This is a genomic window from Paenibacillus zeisoli, from assembly GCF_003994465.1.
GTDB classification, from domain to species: Bacteria; Bacillota; Bacilli; order Paenibacillales; family Paenibacillaceae; genus Fontibacillus; species Fontibacillus zeisoli.
Genome location: NZ_RZNX01000008.1, coordinates 1 through 19,165, shown reverse-complemented (window position 1 = coordinate 19,165; position 19,165 = coordinate 1). Strand labels below are relative to the sequence as shown.

The following is a 19,165-nucleotide window of genomic DNA, read 5'->3' as shown; positions in this document are numbered from 1 at the left end:
ACCTATAAGTGAAAGAAGGAATATACAATGGATAAAGCAAATGTGAACGGAACAGTAATCGCTTACGACGACCGTGGAGAAGGTGAAGTATTGGTGTTGGTTCATGGGTTCTGCGGAAGCTCAGCATACTTTGAACGACTTGGTCCACTACTGTCGAAGTCGTACCGCGTAATCACTCCCGATCTGCGGGGACATGGCTTTTCGGATGCCCCTCTCGGTGCTTATACGATGGAGCAGCTGGCTGATGATATTGCAGGTCTGCTCGAATCCTTGGGGGTAAGCAAGTATACCTTGATCGGACACTCGCTGGGCGGTTATGTTACACTTTCACTTGCTCAGAGATATGCCTCAAGGCTGAATGCATTTGGCCTGCTTCATTCTACAGGTTATCCGGACAGTGAGGAGGCCAAGGAGAAACGGCTGAAGGCAGTCTCTACGATTCAAACCGAGGGAATTACAACCTTTATCGATGGCCTTGTGCCGGGATTATTCGCACAGGAGAATGTGGAGAAGATGGAGAGTGAAGTAACCCGGGCCAAAGAGATCGGGTACAGGACTCCTCCTCAAGGAGCTGCGGGTGCGGCTTTGGCCATGCGGGAGCGTCCAGACCGTACGGACGTGTTGTCCGCCTCGACATTGCCTCGTCTTCTGATCGCAGGTGAGAAGGATCATCTAATTCCTTCCGAGAAGACGTTCACAGCCAAGGGAGGCAATGTGACCGAAGCGCTTATTCAAGGCGCTGGACATATGAGTATGTACGAAGCACCTGAGAAGCTTGCTGAGGTCATTTTGGAATTTATGAAGCAGGTCCATGCTTAATCTGAAGAATAGTTTACGTAATCCAAGATATATGAGGTTAATTCATAGGCAGCCGGGTAACCCGAAGGGGTTCCCGGCTTTTTGTAATTTAGGGCAGTTTTGAGAAACTGGCAATCACCGCGAAAATAACTTAAAATTTTTATAATATAAAGTATTGGGCAGATTGGATTGAGCTTGAGAGGCGGACGAGAGCGATGTTGAGAAGAGATTATCTCATTCGGATGATCGAAGAGATGTCGGAAGTGATGGGTACATTCCTGGGTTTGAAGCAGCAGAAGAAGCGCACAGAAATACTCTGGCAGCTGGATGAACAATACAAGAAGCATTTCCGGCTGAACAGTGAGCTGTTGAATTCTCTGTCTATCCGTGATCTCATCGACATCTTCCGCTATGGAGGCATTCTGGAAGTGGATAAGCTGCAGAGTGCAGCTCTTTTAATGAAGGAAGAGGCACTTGTCTACATAGACAATCAGGAGAAGGATAAAGGCCTTATCCGTTCTATCAAAGCCCTTCATTTGTTTCTCTACGCGGCCCTTGAAGGGGCAGACCGCACCTTATGGAACCTGGAGAACCAGGTAAGTGAGCTGGAATCCATGGTGAAGGGATACCGGCTACCCTCAGAGACAGAGCTGTTGCTGCTGCGATATGAAGAGGAGCGCGGACGTTATGATCTTGCGGAGAATGCATTGTACCGTATGCTTGAACGGAGTATAATACAGCCGGAAGAGGCACGGGAATTCTATGAACGCCTGCTTAAGCTTGACCCTGAGCAGCTGGCCTCCGGAGGACTGCCGCTGAGCGAGGTGGAAGAAGGCCTTGCGGGCCTTAGCCGTATTTAGAAATAATCTGGGAATACAATTAATGATAATGGGAAAGTGAGCTGTCAATCATAATGGAATCGTTGCGGAAACTTGTACACCAATTAGCAGAGGATAAGAGTCTGATTTCTGCTACGCTCAGTCAGCGCCGCAAAGCGGGGGAGGTAGCCTATACCAAAGTAGTGATCAAACCTGTAGAGCTTAAGAAGTCGCTGCATTACCAGTTCGCTTTTTATTATGAGAATAAAGTGACTCATGAGAATATACCAGCTGCGGAGCTGGAGCCTCGGTTAATTACTATGTTTGAGGAAACCTTTCGCCAAGGTCTGATCTGTACAGAAGAAGCGGATTATCAAGTGCTGATCAGTAAGAAATTCAAAGTATCCATCCTGACCAAATCGCCTTCCAAGAAAAGCGTCTCACTGGCTCATAACCGTAAGAAGCAGTACATTCTTGAGGAAGGTCGTCCAGTTTCTTTCCTTGTCGAGCTCGGTATTATGAACGAGGAAGGCAAGGTTCTTGCAAGGAAATACGATAAGTTCAAGCAAATTAACCGGTTCCTGGAGATGGTTCAGGATATCATCGTTCATCTGCCGGAGGACCGACCGCTTACCATCGTCGATTTTGGCTGCGGCAAGTCTTATTTGACTTTCGCCTTATATCATTATCTGTCTGTAGAACAGCGGAGAACCCTGAATGTGGTGGGGCTTGATCTAAAGGCGGATGTAATTGAACACTGCAATGCCCTGGCTGCCCGGCTGAATTATTCCAATCTGCGTTTCCTGGTCGGCGATATTGCCGAATATGACGAGCTGTCCCAGGTGGACATGGTTGTGACACTCCATGCCTGTGACACGGCTACAGATGCTGCGCTTGAGAAGGCCATCCGCTGGAATGCCTCAGTCATTCTGTCGGTACCTTGCTGTCAACATGAGTTATTCGCCCAGGTCGATTCTCCGGTGCTGGACCCGCTGTTATCTCATGGAATATTGAAGGAGCGTTTCTCCGCACTGGCTACGGACGCGATTCGGGCGAAGCTGCTGGATATTATGGGATACAAGACACAGCTGCTTGAATTTATTGACATGGAACATACACCTAAGAATATTCTGATTCGTGCCGTGAAGGGTTCGTCTGGAGATACAGCAAAGCTGTGGGCGGAATATACCGCATTCCGTGACTTCCTGCATGCTTCTCCTTATCTGGAGAAGGCCTGCCGTGATTTGCTGCCAGGGGAAGGGCAATAGACGACGAATGACTAGTTATACAATGCAGGTAATTAACAAAGTTCTAATCTTGTAGAGTAGAAGTAATGCACGGGATTAACGAAATAAGAGTCGCCGTTTGCGAGTCCGGCTTAAGGTCAACACTGGAAACAGGGTTGGCCTTTTTTGTGCGAAACATTCAGTTGAGATTTAGTTGGAGGGAGTAAAATGGGAAGCAGGCAGCTGCAAGTGTCGATAGCGGCAGGGTACATACTTCTTCTGGTTGTTGCTTGTATCTATACCGGATTTTATGAGGGCAGAGGCATGTACTCGTGGATGGCCGTCGCATTCCTCATTACGGCTGTGGGGACAGTCCACTGGGGGAGAAAGCTGAGAGACAAGCATAGATCCGAAGGACAGCGGAGCCTTTATGATCTGGAGGAGAAAAGAATATTATCAGATACCGGTAAGTGTACGGACTCCTGTGACCAAAAGCGAGGCTTAGACTCAGCCTGCACTCCAAGCCGGCGGGCTTCATATGCCAATCTTCTAGTAGTGGCAGTGCCATTTATCATGGCTGTCCTATACGGTGCGCACCTGCTGACCTCTCCGGTGTCTATGCAGGGAACGCTGGATCAGGCCCTGCGCTGGGCCTTCTATGGCGTCTTCGCGGCCGGGCTCGCTTCGGCCGCCAAGCTGCCCAAGGCCCGGGCCGTGCTGCGCACCGGCCCGGCGGCCTGCGCCGCCATCCTTACCGCCGCAGGACTTGCGGCGGTGTACGGCCTGCTGCCGCTGCCGCACGCGGTGCTGCGCACCGCAAGTGCAGAGCTGTCCGCCGCCGGAGCACGGCTCGGCGGACTGCTTGAGTACCCGAACACGCTGGGCGCTGTGTTCGGGGCCCTGCTGCTCGAGCGGCTGGCCTCGCTCTCGCGCGCGAATCCCCGCGCTGCAAAGCTTCGCCAGGCGCTCGGCGCCGCACTTGCGCTGGGCTGCGCCGCCAGCCTGCTGCTGACGGAGTCGCGCGGCGCCTGGCTGTGCACGGCGGCCGGATGGACCGCCGCGCTTGCTCTTGCCGGGCGCGCAGCCCGGCAGCAGCTGCTGCTTCAGACCGCCATCCTGGGCGGCGGCGGTCTGTGGGTGTACCGCCAGCTCGCTGGAGCTGGCCTTGCCCCGGCGCAGCTGCCGGGGCTTGCGGAGCTGGCGGGCGCAGCCACCTGCACGCTGGCGCTCTCCCTCGTGGCGCGGGGCTATTGCCCGTCCGCGCCCCAGCGCCCGCGCCGCCCCGGCCGGCCCGCGCCCCAGCGCCTGCACCACCTGGGCCTGCTCGCGCCCCAGCGCCAGCACCGCCCCGGCCCGTCCGCGTTCCAGCGCCCGCGCCACCTCGGCCCGCTCGCGCCCCAGCGCCCGCGCCGCCCCGGCCCGCCTGCGTTCCAGCGCCCGCGCCACCTCGGCCCGCTCGCGCCTCAGCGCCAACGCCGCCCCGGCCTGCTCGCGCCCCTACGCCCGCGCCGCCCCGGCCCGTTCGCGCCCCAGCGCCTGCGCCGCTTGGTGGTGACAGCCGCCTGCTGCGCATGGGTGGGTCTGGCGCTGGCTCTTTCCGTGCCGGGCAGCGGTGGAGCGGGGCTTGTCCGCACCGGAACGAGTACGGTATCGGCCCGGCTGCTCATGTATCGTGACGCCATAGAACAGATCAGAAACACCCCGCTATGGGGCCGCGGAGGTGACGTCTGGAGGTCAGTATACCGCAGCATCCAGAGCCAGCCCTATGTAGGTGCCCAGGTGCATAGCGGATATATCGATATTCTGCTTAATCTTGGAGTCATCGGTCTGATCGTCATTCTGACTTGGATAACAGCAGCAGGACTTCTGCTGTACCGAAGGAGAAGCCCATGGCTTGCGCCTTTTATTGTACTAACCCTGCATGCGGGGATCGATTTTGATATGAGCTATGGTCTCATCTGGCTGCTCCTGATCTGGATACCAGTGCTTGGAACGAACGGGATTCCCGTTCGGCGGATGAGAGCTTTGTCCATGGAGTCCCGTATTTTTCTGCTGCCGGGGCAAATTCCTACTCCTGCCCACACCTACTGGATTCATCTGGTCACCCGGCTCTATAACAGAAACAGCCCATCCCATACCCTGCCGGACATACCTAGACCTCCTGAGCAGGAGAGGGTGAAGGGGAAGCGTTCCTTGAATTACGCACCCCGCCTGATTGCAGGACCAGCTGCAATGCTCTTTCTTTTGCTAAGTATGGTGAGCTTAAGCTTGATGCAGAGTGAACGGTTAACCGGACAGGCACTTCAACTAATCACAATGAAGAATAATCCCGAGGCGGTATACCTGCTCAAGAGAGCTATCCAGCTGGCACCCTATCGCTCTATTCCAAGGCTTGTTCTCTCGTCCGTAACGGATTCAGCCGATGCGGAGAAACTGCTGCGTGAGGGGATCAAATATAATCCGGTCCAGCCGGAGCTTTGGTGGGGTATGGGACGGATTCAATCGAAGCAGGGGAACCCTGCCGCCATTCTCGCTTTGGAGAAGGCGGTCTTGCTGGATCGTTACAACAGCGGTCGGCATACAGCCGTCCTGAGGGAATTTAACGCACTGGTCCTAAGACTGAACAGAGCAGGCCGTATAAGCGGGGCCAGTTGTGCAGCTCAGACCGGTCTTGCTTTGTACCGCCGGGATCAACTTCTGGCTCATACACTTGGACTTGTGAAGAACGTCCGCAATGACCGCAAATTTCGTATAACGGAAGCGGAAAGGCAGCAAGCGTTACTCCTTGAGAGCAGCTCTTCTTCAAAAGCACCCCTGCCTTTTAGCCAGCCTGCTATCCGCCAAATGCATCCCTGAATGCCTCAGACAGCTTCAGCCGGTCAACTTCCCATAGTTCTGCAAGCTCCTGGCTGACTTGTTCATCCCACCAGTTGGCCAGCACCTTCCGGTTGCTGCTGTTCTCATGGATCCACAGCAGGTTCCCGATGACTTTACGATAATAGATTTCTTCGCCTTCCTTAATCTTGGATTCGGGAATGTAGGTTTTCATTCGTTTGACGGTCCGGTACAATTCTTTACTGCAGCCGCGGCGTATCCTGCGCGGAGAAGGCAGGGCGGATTTATGCTTATCGGGGAAAGTTGGCATGTGATCGACTCCTCTCTCCACAGCATATGCGCCCGTCTTTCTTGTGGATACCGCTCGCCTGCTTACGAAGTAGAATGCATGTACCGCGCTATGATAGAATAAACTTTAAATAGAAAATAATGAGAGAGTGGGTCGAAAGTGGATATCATATCTAACGTAATTCAGCATTTGTTTGAAGTGATTCGGGGACTAGGCTACTTTGGAATTGTATTGGGTCTGGCCATTGAAGTCATTCCAAGTGAAATTGTTCTGGCTTATGGAGGATTCCTGGTGTATCAGGGAGACCTCAACTTCTATTGGGCCGTATTTTTTGGTACAGTAGGGGCTTTAATACAGCAGTGGATTCTGTACTTTATCGGTCGGTTCGGGGGACGTCCCTTCCTGGATAAGTTCGGTAAGTACATCAAGATAAAGCCTCATCATATGGATATTGCAGAGAATTGGTTCAATAAGTATGGATCGGGAATTGTATTTACCGCTAGGTTTGTTCCAGTCATGCGGCAGGTCATCTCAATTCCGGCTGGTATCGCCAAAATGTCACTTTTGCGGTTCTCCCTATTAACCGTGCTGGCCTCTATTCCTTGGTCATTCTTGTTTGTATACCTGGGCAAGGCCCTTGGGAACCAATGGGAACATATCCATGAGAAGGCTGCACCTTACGTAACGCCAATTCTGCTTGTTGCGATCGCGATTCTGATCGTGTATGTACTTTATAAGTGGTATTCCAATAAGAAGAAGAGAGGAGATGCAGTATGAGCATCAACAAGCATAATGTAAGCTATAAATTCCGGACAGGCTTAACCCCGCAGCAGTTCATGGAGGGTATGACCAAGAACAAGGAGGCCTTTGAATCCGGGTATAACCAGTTTGAATGGCCGAGTGAAGAGGACAAAGAGTTTTTTGAAAGCTTGAATTACCGGGACGACATCCGGGTGCTGATTCTTGCAGCGGATTGGTGCGGAGATGTGGTACGTAATATTCCAGTAGTGTTTCGGGCGCTTGAAGTATCGGAATGGCCAGTTGAGGTTCTGATCCTTGAAGAAAATTTGGATATCATGGATAACTTCCTGACTATGGGCGGTCGTTCCGTGCCAGTCGTGATCTTTGCAGATACAGGTGGGCATGTGCTCGGACAGTGGGGACCCCGGCCTAAGCATGTGCAGGAAGTCATGATTAAGTTCAAGCAGGAGAATCCGGACCGTGAAGCTCCTACTTACGAAGAGAATATTTTACAGGCCCGCAAGCTGATGTTGGAGAAATACGGGGAAGGTAATGAGGTCCATGCTGTGATTATTTCTGAGCTGCGTGACCTTGTATCCGGGTTATAAGCCATGCTGAGAATTGAGAGCTTTTCCCTTGGCCCCCTGCAGACCAATGCCTACCTTATCCGAGGGGAAGACGATAACAAAGCCATTATCATTGACCCTGGAATGAATCCTGCCGCGCTGGTGCGCCGGATTGAGCATCTTGAGATTGAAGCTATTCTGCTGACTCATGCGCATTTTGATCATATTGGCGGAGTCGATGAAATCCGCAAAGCAAAGAACTGTCCGGTATATCTTCACCCGCTGGAAGCCGAATGGCTCATCAATGCCAAGCTGAACGGGTCGATGCGCTGGACGGAGGTTACGGATCCAATAACAACAGCTCCCGCTGAGTTTGATCTGGCTGAAGGACAGAAGCTTACATTGGTTGGACATGAATTCACTGTATATCATACTCCTGGACATTCTCCAGGAAGCGTGAGCTTTCTCTCGGGGAACGATCTGTTCTCAGGCGACGTACTCTTCAAAATGAGCGTTGGACGCACTGATCTGCCAGGCGGCCGTGAGCGTGATCTGTATGATTCGATCAAAGGTAAGCTTTTCCGTATGCCGGACGAGGTTAAGGTCTACCCAGGACATGGACCAAAGACCACGATTGGCTTTGAGAAGTCTAATAATCCGTATGTTTCCTAGCAGACGAAAGGGGTTTGGTGTCATTTTACGCCTTTCATTTGTCAAAATAGGGTAAAAAGGGTGGACAGCCCTGGCATCCTTTGTTAGAATGTATATTAATTAAATGTTATTAACTACGCGAAGCACGCAAGCTGTGGAATCAATCCCGGTTTGCGTTCTTTTTTTGTCTAGATTTTATTATGTAAAATAATGGATGTTCTATTGGGGGAGTCATTTTGAAATTTGAAGGAACATATTCATCTGATTGGCGGAAGGCGATGGATCGGACCTGGAACAGGGGATTGGTTCCAACCGCTGTGGATAAGCAGATGCCCGGGTGGAGGCAGACGGCTCGTACGAGTAAGGGAATTGCACAGCCATGGTATGAGAGGCTGGAGGTTAACCGGAACGCCCCATCGTATAAACGTTAATATAACGTTCAAAAAATAGCCGACATCTTTCTTCCTTTTTCGTGGACATTCCTATTTATTTTTAGTAGGATAATGTAATAACACGAACATCATATCAGGGAGGTAGACGATGCTGCGTTTAGGAGAGAAAATTGTTATCGTCGCTGACGCCTTTGAGCAGAATCTTCCTGTCGGAGGATACGGTTATATCATTGCTTACGATCGTAATCCGGACAACGCATTCGATTATGTCGTCCGATCTCCAAAGACCAATCGGAATTATTTCGTTCCATCGAGCGATATTGAGTCAGAACAATATCTGATTCAACTGGAAGTAGATCGCGTAGAACGTGAAGCGCTGATTGATTTCGCTCTTAGCACTCATAATGAGAAACTTTTCTTTCAGGTTATGAATGGAGAGGTAGAGCGGTCGGAAGAAGAAGAGGAAGCGGTACAGGAAGCTATGTCTCAGGCGGAATTTATCAAACAGGTAAATTTGCGTGCTTGGATTTAATTTAAGAAGGGCCTGCTGATGCGGGCTCTTTTTTTGTTGTGTAGGGATAACTAGAGCGGGTTTCAATTGAAAAATAGGCTTATCTACAATATAATTATACGGATTATAAGGATTGCGCTAAAGACTTTGAGAATGGACATGCTGTACAATATGAAGCAGGCTCGGCCGATCAGAAATCATTAGGAGGGAACGACCGAAATGAGTATCACGACAAAAGATGTTGAACATGTAGCTAGGCTGGCAAGATTGAATCTGACTCAAGAGGAGAAAGAGACATTCACAGAGCAGCTTAACTCCATTTTACAATATGCTGAGAAATTAAATGAACTGAACACGGAAGACGTTGAGGCAACCACACACGTTCTGCATCTCAGCAATGTGATGCGCGAGGATGTCGTGAAGGAAAGTCTGCCGTCAGAGAAGGTATTCCTGAACGCGCCTGACGAAGAAGATGGACAGTTTAAAGTACCGGCGGTACTCGAATAGAAGGAAGAATGAAGGGAGGCATTTAACGTGTCATTATTTGATTTGCGTTTGCAGGAGATACATAACAAGCTTCATGCTAAGGAGCTGTCTGTTACCGATCTGGTCGGGGAAGCCTTTGCTGCGATTGGAGAGAGAGACGAACGGATTCAGGCTTATCTTACGCTGGATGAAGCAGGAGCGCGGGCCGCAGCTGCTCGTTTGGACAATAAGCTCGTATCTGGGGAAGAGAAGGGCCTGCTGTTTGGGCTACCGGTTGGAATCAAGGATAATATGGTAACCGAAGGTCTGCGCACGACATGTGCCAGCCAATTTCTGTCTAATTACAATCCGATCTACGATGCTACCTCCGTGCTTAAGCTGAAGCAGGCTGATTCCGTCACGATCGGCAAGCTGAACATGGATGAATTCGCCATGGGGGGATCGAATGAGAATTCAAGCTTCCAGCCTACGCGCAACCCTTGGGATTTAAGCCGTGTACCCGGAGGGTCCAGCGGAGGTTCTGCTGCTGCGGTTGCTGCGGGTGAAGCCTATTTCACACTAGGCTCTGATACCGGTGGATCTATTCGACAGCCAGCATCCTATTGCGGTGTAGTTGGCCTTAAGCCGACTTATGGACGCGTGTCACGGTATGGCTTGGTTGCTTTTGCATCCTCTCTGGATCAGATCGGTCCTGTTACGAAGAATGTAGAAGATGCCGCTTACGTTCTTCAAGCTATCGCAGGTTATGATTCCAAGGATTCCACCTCTGCGAACGTAGAGGTTGCGGATTATATCAGCGCATTAACCGGAGACATCAAAGGGCTGCGCATTGCCGTGCCGAAGGAGTACCTTGAAGGCATCGATCCGAAAGTTAAAGAAACGGTCCTTGAAGCCCTGCGTGTGCTTGAAAGCCTTGGTGCTGTATGGGAAGAGGTCTCCCTGCCGCATACCGAATATGCGGTTGCCGCTTACTATTTGCTCGCTTCTTCCGAGGCGTCTTCGAACCTCTCCAGATTCGACGGGGTAAGATACGGCGTTCGTGCTGATCATGCCGGCAATCTGCTCGATCTATATCATGAATCCAGAAGTCAGGGCTTTGGCCCTGAGGTGAAACGCCGGATTATGCTGGGAACCTATGCGCTCAGCTCCGGTTACTATGACGCTTACTATCTGAAAGCCCAGAAGGTGCGGACTCTAATTAAGAGAGATTTCGATCAGACGTTTGAGAAGTACGACGTTATTATTGGACCTACAGCACCAACCACCGCATTCCCACTTGGATCGCAGGTAGATGATCCGCTTACGATGTATCTGAATGATATTTTGACTATACCGGTGAGTCTCGCAGGAGTTCCTGCGCTAAGTGTTCCATGCGGATTTGCAGACGGGCTTCCTGTCGGACTGCAAATTATCGGCAAGGCGTTCGATGAGAGTACGATTCTACGTACCGCTCACGCTTACGAAGTTCACACCGAGCACCATAAGAAGCGCCCGGTTCTATAATACAGAGGTATTTAGGAGGTATCCCATGTCAACATCGAAATATGAAACGGTGATCGGGCTGGAGGTTCACGTGGAGCTGCATACGAAGTCCAAGATTTTCTGCGGCTGCTCTACTGAATTCGGCGCTCCCCCTAACACCCATACGTGTCCCGTATGTCTTGGACATCCCGGCGTGCTGCCTGTCCTGAACCGTCAGGCCGTAGATTACGCAATTAAGGCGGCGATGGCGCTGAACTGTGAGATCGGCGATGTCAGCAAATTTGACCGGAAGAATTACTTTTATCCCGATTCACCTAAAGCATACCAAATCTCACAGTTCGATCAGCCGATTGCCCTGAATGGCTATATCGATATTGAAGTGAACGGAACTACGAAGCGAATTGGAATTACCCGTCTGCATCTTGAAGAAGATGCCGGTAAGCTGACGCATGTGGATGGAGGATATGCTTCCTTGGTTGACTTCAACCGGGTAGGTACTCCGTTGATTGAGATTGTATCCGAGCCGGAGATCTCTTCTCCAGAAGAAGCACGGGCCTATCTCGAGAAAATGCGCGCAATTATGCAGTACTGTGACGTATCCGATGTCAAAATGGAGGAAGGATCGCTTCGCTGTGACGCGAACATCAGCCTTCGTCCTCATGGGCAAAAGGAGCTTGGCACCAAGGCCGAGCTCAAGAACATGAACTCCTTCCGCGGCGTGCAGCGCGGTCTTGAATATGAGCAGTTCCGCCAGGCTGAAGCCTTGGATGAAGGTGAAGCGATTGTTCAGGAGACCCGTCGCTGGGACGAAGCCCAGGGCAAGACTCTGTCCATGCGCGGTAAAGAGCAGGCTCATGACTACCGTTATTTCCCGGATCCGGATCTCGTGAAGATTTATATTGATCAGGATTGGAAAGACCGGATTCGTGCGACCATTCCTGAGCTGCCGGATGCGCGCAAAGCCCGCTACACGACTGAGCTTGGTCTTCCGAGCTATGACGCCGGGGTAATTACCTCATCCAAGCCTGTGGCTGATTTGTTTGAGGAGAGTCTTAAATATACCTCCGACGCTAAATCTGTTGCCAACTGGATCATGGGTGATCTGCTCGGACATTTGAACAGCACAGGCCAAGAGCTGTCTGAAGTGAAGCTCACCGGACAAGGATTGGGCGAAATGATCGGACTCATTGAGAAAGGGACGATCAGCAGCAAGATCGCGAAGACCGTGTTTAAGGAAATGCTCAGTAGCGGTAAGCTCCCGCAGGTTATCGTTGAAGAGCAGGGACTTGTTCAAATTAGCGATGAAGGTGCGATACTCGCAATTGTGAATGAAGTCGTTGCCGAGAATCCGGCATCCGTTGAAGACTATAAAGCCGGTAAGGATAAAGCGATTGGATTCCTTGTAGGACAAGTAATGAAGCGCAGTAAAGGCAAAGCCAATCCAGGACTGGTTAATAAGCTTCTGGTGGATGTCTTGAAGTCTTAACATGATATCCCAAATCTCGCTGCAGGACCCAGACATGGTGGAGCAGGTTTGGCGGCTCCAGCATTTGGCCTTCCGCCTTGAGGCACAGGCTGTTGGATTACGCCAAATACCGCCGCTGCCGGAGACCTTTGATTCGCTTTCACAGTCGGCGGAGACATTTTACGGTGATATTACTGAAGATGGAGAGCTACTGGGTGCTATCGCAGTTGCTGAGGAATCCCCGGACAGATTGATGATTACCAGGCTGATGGTTCAGCCTGATCATCTCCGGGAGGGAATTGGAAGTGCGCTGCTGCGGCATGTGATAGAGCACCATTCCCACATCAAGCGGTTTATGGTGAATGCCGGTACTCGCAATACTCCAGCCATAGCGCTGTATCAGAAATTCGGATTTGCTCCTATTGAATCCTATATGGCTGAACCGGGCGTTGAACTTAGCTTGATGCAGCGGGATGGATAAGCGTGTAATCTATAATCTCCCTGGCGGGAATATAGCAAGGAGGACTTGAACTACTCCGTGTTATGCTCACCTCCGGGGTTTTTTCTATATTCTCCAGTGAATTCCAAGTTACTTGCATGATTACAATCGGGTATGATCTATAGGGAGAGAGACGAAGAGAGAGTCATTACTCGGGAGAGGAGTAAAGTAGCATGTCCTTAAACCTTCCACCGTTGTCTGAAGAAGAAGTGACGGGTCTTCCTGCCAAGAGCAGCACGGGCTTTAAGCCAAGACGGCGTAAGCGTAAGTTTGTTGCCGGACTCCTTGCAGCACTTTTTCCAGGCCTCGGTCATCTTTATCTGCGTATGTTTCGCAAAGGTATTCTTTTAATTTATTTCATTGTGATAGATGTCTCCGCAATCTTGTACTTTTCTTCCGTGCGCTTTGGGGTTAACGTGCCGCTGCTCATTTTGCTGGCGCTCCTCATTCCAGTGGTATATTTCTACAGTGTATATAGCGTTTTGCAGAATACCGATGCACTGAACGGGAGAAGTACTCGTAAGGATACGGCAGAACCCAAGTCGGGTATCATGAGCCATCTGGGGTTCGGGCTTTTGCTGATCGCCGGAGGTCTGATGGTATTTGCTTTTCACCTTAAGCCCCCCTGGCTGAATGTTTTTTTTCAATATAATGCCGGATACTTTACAGCAGCCGTGTTAATCGTCTCGGGCTTGTGGATGATTGTTCATGAGCTGCCTCGCAGGCTTATTCGCACAGGCCGCTTCACGGCCTCATTAATTCTTGTAGCACTGGGAGTTCTGCTTATACTGGATCAATGGATCAAGCAGGATTACCTCCTTTCCTTGTTGAAATGGTGGCCTGTCGTGCTGGTCCTGATCGGGATGGAGTATATCGCTCTTTATTTATGGAAAAGGGTTAGCCGGCCCAATCAGGATCGAAGACTTCGCTTTGATCTGAGTGGTCTTTTGATCTCGCTGCTGCTAGGAATCTCTGTATTTGCTGTTACTCAGCAGGATCAGTATCTGCATCTGTGGAACCGGGTCAGCCTGGACCTGACAGCAGCAGGCTCCGAGTTTAGTGATGAGAAAGGATATACTGAGGTCCAGGACCCTATCCTGATTCCTATTGATATCAAATCTTCTGAAGTAGTCATCGATGGAATTAACGGACGGATTGCCATAGAGCGGGGGCCTGTTCAGGATATTATCGTAAAACCTGTGATATGGATCGATGGTGTCCAGGATGAGGACGCTGTGAAAATCGCCAAGGATATCAAAGTTCAGACTTCTGAAGGAGCAAAGGTAGACATAACGGTGAAGGATCGCACTTACGGGGCATCTGGTAGCCGGCACCCTCGAGTGAATTTAACGGTCGTCATTCCGGAGAATCGGAAATTTGACTTTAATGTAAGTACAACCAATGGAGGGATATCACTGGTTAACCTTCAGGCCACCTCCGATATCACTCTCCAGACCGGGAGAGGGAATCTCTACTTGAATAACGTGACGGGAGATGTTACAGGGAAGACTCTAAGCGGTAGAGTTGAACTTCATAATGTCACGGGGAAGGTAGATTTCGAGACCCTGGGCGGCAAAATGATCGGGATGGGGATTTTTGGCCCCGTCAAATTTGATACGATGATCGGTGATATTTCAATCGTCCATGCGGATAATGAGATCAGTGTCAATACGAGGAATGGTAACATTTCAGTAGACAGAGCCTATTACAAGCTGCGGGCGGAGTCCTTAAACGGTCAAATCGTGATTCGCTCCCCTATCGTTGGTGGGGATTGGACCATTTATAGCGCAGTCGGAGAGATTGATCTGCAGATTCCCGAACTTGGGGATTATTCTCTCTCAGGATCAAGCGGATATGGAGAGATCAAAACGAATTTGCCTTTTGATATCGATAACAAGACGATTAAGGGCGAGGCGGCAGAGGGGAAGTACAAAATTGATGTAGAGGGCAACAGCGATCTGAATGTCCGGAAATTTACGAATTAAATTGCAGCCTACGCCGTGTGTCATGTTCCGTTGACAAACGAATTCGTGTAAACGTACAATAAAGTTATAGTAAAAAAAGTTAAGCAGGACTTAAGTAGTAGATAAGGCGGTGGACTTCATGACTACGCGCGTTCAGAATGCACTAGACCAACTGAAAATCAACGGTGTCCGCATCACGCCGCAGCGTCACGCCATTTTGTCTTTTTTGATGGAATCCATGGGGCATCCAACTGCGGATGAGATCTACCGGGCATTAGAGCCGCGTTTTCCAAGTATGAGTGTAGCGACGGTGTATAACAACCTTAAGATGTTTCTTGAGGCTGGTATGGTTCGAGAACTCACATATGGGGATAACTCCAGCCGATTTGACGCCGATGTTTCCGATCATTATCATGTGATCTGCGAGACTTGTGGTAAGATAAAGGATTTCTCCTATGAACCTTTGACAGAAGTAGAACGTAAAGCGGAAGAAAGCACCGGGTTTCAGGTGTTTGGACACCGGATGGAGTTCTATGGTGTTTGTGATGATTGCAGGAACCCCTAAGCGCAGCAGCCAATATAACGTGCGGAATTCCACTCGGAATTCTCCACGTTTTTTTTATTTCCAGTAGCTACACCATTAATGGAGGTACAACATATTGAAAAAAGGTCCAAATCGACAAGGCTTCAAGCCCGGCCGGAGAAGGGGCAGGTCTAAGGCAAGGGTGCTCCTCTCCTTCGTGGCCATTGCCTTAATAGCGTTGGCAGCTTTATATTTTATGTTTCCCAATTGGCAGCATACCCAGCCGGATTGGAGATCGATGAAGAAGCCTATTTTTGTCCAAGGGGCGGTCAAGAAGTATTCGGCTTCGGGCTCTGGTGACAGTCTTAAGCTCCCCCTGCCCGTGATCCAGCAGGAGATTGATCCTAATATACGGTATGAGGAGAAGACAGAGTCGGTCATCATAACCACCTCCAAAGAGCTGGTTCATCTCAAGATTGACCATAAGGATGCCAAACTCAATAACAAGCCCATTAAGCTTATGTTCGCTCCTGTAACCGTGAAGGGAACACAGTATCTGCCTATCTCTCTACTCAAGCAAATATACGGAATTGAATGGATAGAGGACAAGTCTACAGGTGCAGTTATGCTGTTTAAGGCAGGAGAAGAGATTCAATCGGCAAAAGTAAGCGGAGGATCATCATCGGATACCATTGCTCTTAGAACAGAAGATAGTATTCATTCGCCTATATTGCAGGACATCATTCCAGGGACTCAAGTTAGGGTGCTCAGAATTCAAGGAGATTGGACATTCATCCAATTGGATAACGGCTACGCAGGATATGTTCCGGGGAAGAATCTAACACTTACTGGCACAAGAAAGATTCCTGGAGTTAAGGAAATACCGAATACTGCCCGCAAGAAGTGGAACAATAAGAAGGTGAACCTTACCTGGGAAGCTGTGTACCAGAAGCAGCCTGATTCAAGTGCGATCGGCAGTCTGCCAGGGGTGAATGTTGTAAGCCCCACCTGGTTTCAAATTATGGACGGAAGCGGAAATGTTCAAAGTAAGGCCGACGACCTCTACGTGAAATGGGCTCACAAGAATAAGATGCATGTTTGGGCGCTGTTCAGCAACGCCTTTGATGCTGACCGAACAACCAAAGCCCTCTCCAGCTTTGAGAATCGGCTTCGTTCCATAGTTCAAATTCTTCATTATGCGAAACTATATCAACTAGACGGAATTAATATCGACTTCGAGAATGTATATACTAAGGACGGGGATAATGTAACCCAGTTTGTTCGGGAGCTCATGCCTCTGGCCAAAGAGCAGGGTCTTGTGATTTCCATTGACGTTACGCCCAAGTCAAATAGTGAGATGTGGTCCAAATTTATGGACAGAAAGGCTTTGGCAGGAATGGTCGATTACATGATGCTCATGGCCTACGACGAGCACTGGGCGGCAAGTCCGGAAGCAGGCTCGGTCGCCTCGCTGCCATGGACGCGTGCAGCTGTGGATCGTTTGCTCGAAGAAGATGAGGTTTCTCCTGATAAGTTAATATTGAGTGTTCCACTCTATACACGGGTTTGGAGTGAGGAAACGAAGAACGGGAAGACAACCGTTAGCTCTAAAGCGATTGGAATGAAGAAGGCTCAGGATATTGTCAAGAACTTCAGCTTGACTCCAACCCTGGACGAGTCTACCGGCCAGAACTATGTGGAGTATACAGAGAACGGAATTCTTAAGAAAATTTGGTTGGAGGACTCCTATTCTATCAAGCAGCGGGTAGAACTTGCGGCTGAGCTCAACTTGGCTGGTGTGGCGTCATGGACACGGGGATTTGCCTCTCCAGAAGCTTGGGTGGAATTGAAAGAAATACTAAAGTAATCAGCAATTATAAATGATTTCTTCAGAATAAAGGACAGGTCTGCACCGCTGCAGCCTGTCCTTTTTTATACAATTTGAAATTGAAAGTAGTCTTTCGTTGTTTAATTCGTTGTTACATCCTGAGCAGATTTTGATTGGCGAAGCTCGAGTTCATCAGCGGTAATGTTGGCTTTGGCAGGGTCGAGAGTAAGAATAGTTTTACAAAACATGCATCTGTCCGTTTTTCCCAACATTTTTGTGAGCTTATGGCACTCGGGGCATTCAAGCTGAACCGCTGTAGTAGAGAGCATTCCCGCCCAAAAGTAGATCCCGAGGCTCCCCATCATACTGATCAGACCGACCACAAGTCCAATTGCTGCTACAATTCTGCCTGAATGCCCCCAGAATACGATTCCTGCTGTACCTAGAACCATCAGTCCCATTCCCAGCATCGTGAGCAGCAGCCCCCATAGCCGGAACTCATTAATCTTGCTAGATTTAAACAACATAGTTAATACCCTCAATTCTAAATAGATTAGATTCACTTTTATTCCAAGAAGAAGGAAACTCCATTGGCGTGTAGAACTATATTATATCGAATCGGCGAGAGCTCGCCAAGGTTGGAGGTTGCTGTGGAATCTACCTTTTTTTCTATAGTGAATGAGCAAACGGTAGGACAACATGCGATAGGCGCCATCGGTTACCGACATTCCGGCGGAGGATTTCATGGTTCGCTTCTGCATGACTTTGAGCTTCTGGTTATCGTAATCTGCAGTGGTGAGGAATTGAGGATGCAGATAGAACACGGCATTAAAGGTAATTTGAAGTATCAGATGATGTACATCAGCAGCGAGGATCTGTTAGGCTGGGTTGCCGACGGAGAGCATCAAGAGATCATTAATTGTTTTTTGCAGGGTGAGATCATTTGGGATTTACAAAGGAGGGTGGTTGGTCTGCGTTCACAGATAATGGAGTTGGAACAGACGTTGCAGGAGCAATATATGTTCAGAGAGTTCTCCAGATTTCTTCGCAGATATCTAGAAGCCAAGAGATACAGTGAAGATGGACATTTCATGGATGCTTACCGCAGTGTGGTTGACGCATTGTATCACTATGCCTGCATTGAACTGATCGAGAAGGGGATCCAGCCAGGTCAGAGGGTATGGGATCAGCTTAGTCATCACAGTTCTGTGGTCTATAAGCTTTATGAAGAATTAACTGAGAGCAAGGAGACCTTGGAGCAAAGAGTTCAGCTCGTCCTGCTCGCTTGTGAATTCTCTGTGATGTCCAAGATGGCAGAATGCTGTAGGTATTTGCTCAAAATTTTAAACAGTAGACATGAGCCGTGGACGATTCAAGAGCTTTTAAAGCATCCTGATCTCGTTCTTGTCCGTGAAGAGCTGCCTATGGTTTTAAGAAAACTTGTCTACCGTTCATTAGTAAGAGAGACACCCTCAGGTCATCAGAGCAGTAATGCGGCCCTGAGACAAATCCGTTATTGGGCTAATTAAGTTAGTCCATGGGGGAGACGGATTTTATTAAGGTAGTTGACTTACTTATTGAATCTATGATAAATTATAACTCGCTGCTAAAAAGGACATGAACTTTTGGATGAATAATCATCTCAAAAGAGATTAAAAAAAGTTCTTGACTGATAGCTGGCTAACATGATATATTATAAAAGTCGCCGCTGAGACAACGCGGTAACGAAATGAAGAGTTTGATCTTTGAAAACTGAACAACGAGTGAGTGAATTTCACTTCGGTGAGATTCAAAAATAAAGGATGAAGCAATTCATCCGAAGAGAATTAAGTTTCTCGTCAGTTTCAAAATGAGCTATCAACTTTCTTGGAGAGTTTGATCCTGGCTCAGGACGAACGCTGGCGGCGTGCCTAATACATGCAAGTCGAGCGGACTTGATGGAGAGCTTGCTCTCCTGATGGTTAGCGGCGGACGGGTGAGTAACACGTAGGTAACCTGCCTGTAAGACTGGGATAACTACCGGAAACGGTAGCTAATACCGGATGATTCATTTCACTGCATGGTGAATTGATGAAAGACGGAGCAATCTGT

At 49.4% G+C, this 19,165-nt stretch carries 19 protein-coding genes and 1 rRNA gene; 18 read left to right on the top strand and 2 right to left on the bottom strand.

All coding sequences use genetic code 11. The features are described 5' to 3' along the window. Positions 1 to 27: 27 nt before the first annotated feature. The 4 genes from EJP77_RS16090 (at position 28) to EJP77_RS16075 (ending at position 5,698) form a co-directional block, all read left to right on the top strand. Entirely contained in the window at positions 28 to 819 is a 792-nt protein-coding gene (locus EJP77_RS16090; protein ID WP_127200274.1) for an alpha/beta fold hydrolase, read from the top strand. 194 nt (positions 820 to 1,013) lie between these two features. After that, entirely contained in the window at positions 1,014 to 1,658 is a 645-nt protein-coding gene (locus EJP77_RS16085) for a DUF6483 family protein (protein WP_127200273.1), read from the top strand. Positions 1,659 to 1,711: 53 nt separating this feature from the next. Further along, positions 1,712 to 2,884 carry a class I SAM-dependent methyltransferase gene (locus tag EJP77_RS16080; RefSeq protein WP_127200272.1) on the top strand — a complete coding sequence of 391 codons (1,173 nt, stop codon included), beginning with the start codon at positions 1,712 to 1,714 and terminating at the stop codon, positions 2,882 to 2,884. Between the two features lie 186 nt (positions 2,885 to 3,070). After that, entirely contained in the window at positions 3,071 to 5,698 is a 2,628-nt protein-coding gene (locus EJP77_RS16075; protein WP_127200271.1) for an O-antigen ligase family protein, read from the top strand. Here the strand turns inward: EJP77_RS16075 and EJP77_RS16070 are convergent. Then, on the bottom strand, positions 5,676 to 5,987 hold the full coding sequence (locus tag EJP77_RS16070) for a dehydrogenase (protein WP_127200270.1): 312 nt from the start codon (positions 5,985 to 5,987) through the stop codon (positions 5,676 to 5,678). The two genes, EJP77_RS16075 and EJP77_RS16070, sit on opposite strands and share 23 nt — an antisense overlap. A gap of 138 nt (positions 5,988 to 6,125) precedes the next feature. Here EJP77_RS16070 and uptA point away from each other — a divergent pair, with 138 nt between their 5' ends. The 12 genes from uptA to EJP77_RS16010 all read left to right on the top strand — a co-directional run bounded on the left by uptA (position 6,126) and on the right by EJP77_RS16010 (position 17,113). Further along, the gene (uptA, locus tag EJP77_RS16065) at positions 6,126 to 6,743 is read left to right on the top strand and encodes an undecaprenyl phosphate transporter UptA (protein ID WP_127200269.1); all 618 of its coding nucleotides are present in this window, start codon (positions 6,126 to 6,128) and stop codon (positions 6,741 to 6,743) included. 2 nt (positions 6,744 to 6,745) lie between these two features. Continuing rightward, on the top strand, positions 6,746 to 7,315 hold the full coding sequence (locus EJP77_RS16060) for a thioredoxin family protein (RefSeq protein ID WP_127200382.1): 570 nt from the start codon (positions 6,746 to 6,748) through the stop codon (positions 7,313 to 7,315). Positions 7,316 to 7,318: 3 nt separating this feature from the next. After that, entirely contained in the window at positions 7,319 to 7,945 is a 627-nt protein-coding gene (locus EJP77_RS16055) for an MBL fold metallo-hydrolase (protein WP_127200268.1), read from the top strand. A 215-nt stretch (positions 7,946 to 8,160) separates the two neighbouring features. Further along, positions 8,161 to 8,355 (top strand): hypothetical protein, encoded by a 195-nt coding sequence (locus EJP77_RS16050; protein WP_127200267.1) that lies wholly within the window; start codon positions 8,161 to 8,163, stop codon positions 8,353 to 8,355. A gap of 109 nt (positions 8,356 to 8,464) precedes the next feature. Further along, the gene (locus tag EJP77_RS16045) at positions 8,465 to 8,848 is read left to right on the top strand and encodes an ATPase (protein WP_127200266.1); all 384 of its coding nucleotides are present in this window, start codon (positions 8,465 to 8,467) and stop codon (positions 8,846 to 8,848) included. A gap of 198 nt (positions 8,849 to 9,046) precedes the next feature. Further along, positions 9,047 to 9,334: an Asp-tRNA(Asn)/Glu-tRNA(Gln) amidotransferase subunit GatC gene (gatC, locus tag EJP77_RS16040; RefSeq protein WP_127200265.1), complete on the top strand. Its 288-nt coding sequence runs from the start codon at positions 9,047 to 9,049 to the stop codon at positions 9,332 to 9,334. Between the two features lie 27 nt (positions 9,335 to 9,361). After that, positions 9,362 to 10,816: an Asp-tRNA(Asn)/Glu-tRNA(Gln) amidotransferase subunit GatA gene (gene gatA, locus EJP77_RS16035; protein WP_127200264.1), complete on the top strand. Its 1,455-nt coding sequence runs from the start codon at positions 9,362 to 9,364 to the stop codon at positions 10,814 to 10,816. 25 nt (positions 10,817 to 10,841) lie between these two features. After that, positions 10,842 to 12,281: an Asp-tRNA(Asn)/Glu-tRNA(Gln) amidotransferase subunit GatB gene (gatB, locus tag EJP77_RS16030; protein ID WP_127200263.1), complete on the top strand. Its 1,440-nt coding sequence runs from the start codon at positions 10,842 to 10,844 to the stop codon at positions 12,279 to 12,281. Position 12,282: 1 nt separating this feature from the next. Beyond that, complete coding sequence (locus EJP77_RS16025; RefSeq protein WP_127200262.1) at positions 12,283 to 12,741, top strand: GNAT family N-acetyltransferase; 459 nt, start codon at positions 12,283 to 12,285, stop codon at positions 12,739 to 12,741. Between the two features lie 191 nt (positions 12,742 to 12,932). Further along, entirely contained in the window at positions 12,933 to 14,744 is a 1,812-nt protein-coding gene (locus tag EJP77_RS16020; protein WP_127200261.1) for a DUF4097 family beta strand repeat-containing protein, read from the top strand. A gap of 118 nt (positions 14,745 to 14,862) precedes the next feature. After that, positions 14,863 to 15,288, top strand: coding sequence for a peroxide-responsive transcriptional repressor PerR (gene perR / locus EJP77_RS16015; protein WP_127200260.1), 426 nt, complete (start codon positions 14,863 to 14,865; stop codon positions 15,286 to 15,288). 94 nt (positions 15,289 to 15,382) lie between these two features. Further along, positions 15,383 to 17,113, top strand: coding sequence for a glycosyl hydrolase family 18 protein (locus EJP77_RS16010; protein WP_246021915.1), 1,731 nt, complete (start codon positions 15,383 to 15,385; stop codon positions 17,111 to 17,113). A 101-nt stretch (positions 17,114 to 17,214) separates the two neighbouring features. On the opposite strand, the gene EJP77_RS16005 is transcribed toward EJP77_RS16010, so the two are convergent. Next, entirely contained in the window at positions 17,215 to 17,601 is a 387-nt protein-coding gene (locus EJP77_RS16005) for a DUF2614 family zinc ribbon-containing protein (protein WP_127200259.1), read from the bottom strand. 123 nt (positions 17,602 to 17,724) lie between these two features. Here EJP77_RS16005 and EJP77_RS16000 point away from each other — a divergent pair, with 123 nt between their 5' ends. Both EJP77_RS16000 and EJP77_RS15995 read left to right on the top strand, forming a co-directional pair. Continuing rightward, complete coding sequence (locus EJP77_RS16000; protein WP_127200258.1) at positions 17,725 to 18,603, top strand: nucleotidyltransferase-like protein; 879 nt, start codon at positions 17,725 to 17,727, stop codon at positions 18,601 to 18,603. A 334-nt stretch (positions 18,604 to 18,937) separates the two neighbouring features. Then, a 16S ribosomal RNA gene (locus EJP77_RS15995) occupies positions 18,938 to 19,165 on the top strand; the annotation flags it as partial.

Excerpts from the sequence above, each read along its gene's own strand:
- EJP77_RS16090 (WP_127200274.1), top strand. The coding sequence starts at position 28 with ATGGATAAAGCAAATGTGAACGGAACAGTAATCGCTTACGACGACCGT.
- EJP77_RS16085 (WP_127200273.1), top strand. The coding sequence starts at position 1,014 with ATGTTGAGAAGAGATTATCTCATTCGGATGATCGAAGAGATGTCGGAA.
- EJP77_RS16080 (WP_127200272.1), top strand. The coding sequence starts at position 1,712 with ATGGAATCGTTGCGGAAACTTGTACACCAATTAGCAGAGGATAAGAGT.
- EJP77_RS16075 (WP_127200271.1), top strand. The coding sequence starts at position 3,071 with ATGGGAAGCAGGCAGCTGCAAGTGTCGATAGCGGCAGGGTACATACTT.
- EJP77_RS16070 (WP_127200270.1), bottom strand. The coding sequence starts at position 5,987 with ATGCCAACTTTCCCCGATAAGCATAAATCCGCCCTGCCTTCTCCGCGC.
- EJP77_RS16055 (WP_127200268.1), top strand. The coding sequence starts at position 7,319 with ATGCTGAGAATTGAGAGCTTTTCCCTTGGCCCCCTGCAGACCAATGCC.
- EJP77_RS16045 (WP_127200266.1), top strand. The coding sequence starts at position 8,465 with ATGCTGCGTTTAGGAGAGAAAATTGTTATCGTCGCTGACGCCTTTGAG.
- gatC (WP_127200265.1), top strand. The coding sequence starts at position 9,047 with ATGAGTATCACGACAAAAGATGTTGAACATGTAGCTAGGCTGGCAAGA.
- gatB (WP_127200263.1), top strand. The coding sequence starts at position 10,842 with ATGTCAACATCGAAATATGAAACGGTGATCGGGCTGGAGGTTCACGTG.
- EJP77_RS16025 (WP_127200262.1), top strand. The coding sequence starts at position 12,283 with ATGATATCCCAAATCTCGCTGCAGGACCCAGACATGGTGGAGCAGGTT.
- EJP77_RS16020 (WP_127200261.1), top strand. The coding sequence starts at position 12,933 with ATGTCCTTAAACCTTCCACCGTTGTCTGAAGAAGAAGTGACGGGTCTT.
- perR (WP_127200260.1), top strand. The coding sequence starts at position 14,863 with ATGACTACGCGCGTTCAGAATGCACTAGACCAACTGAAAATCAACGGT.
- EJP77_RS16005 (WP_127200259.1), bottom strand. The coding sequence starts at position 17,601 with ATGTTGTTTAAATCTAGCAAGATTAATGAGTTCCGGCTATGGGGGCTG.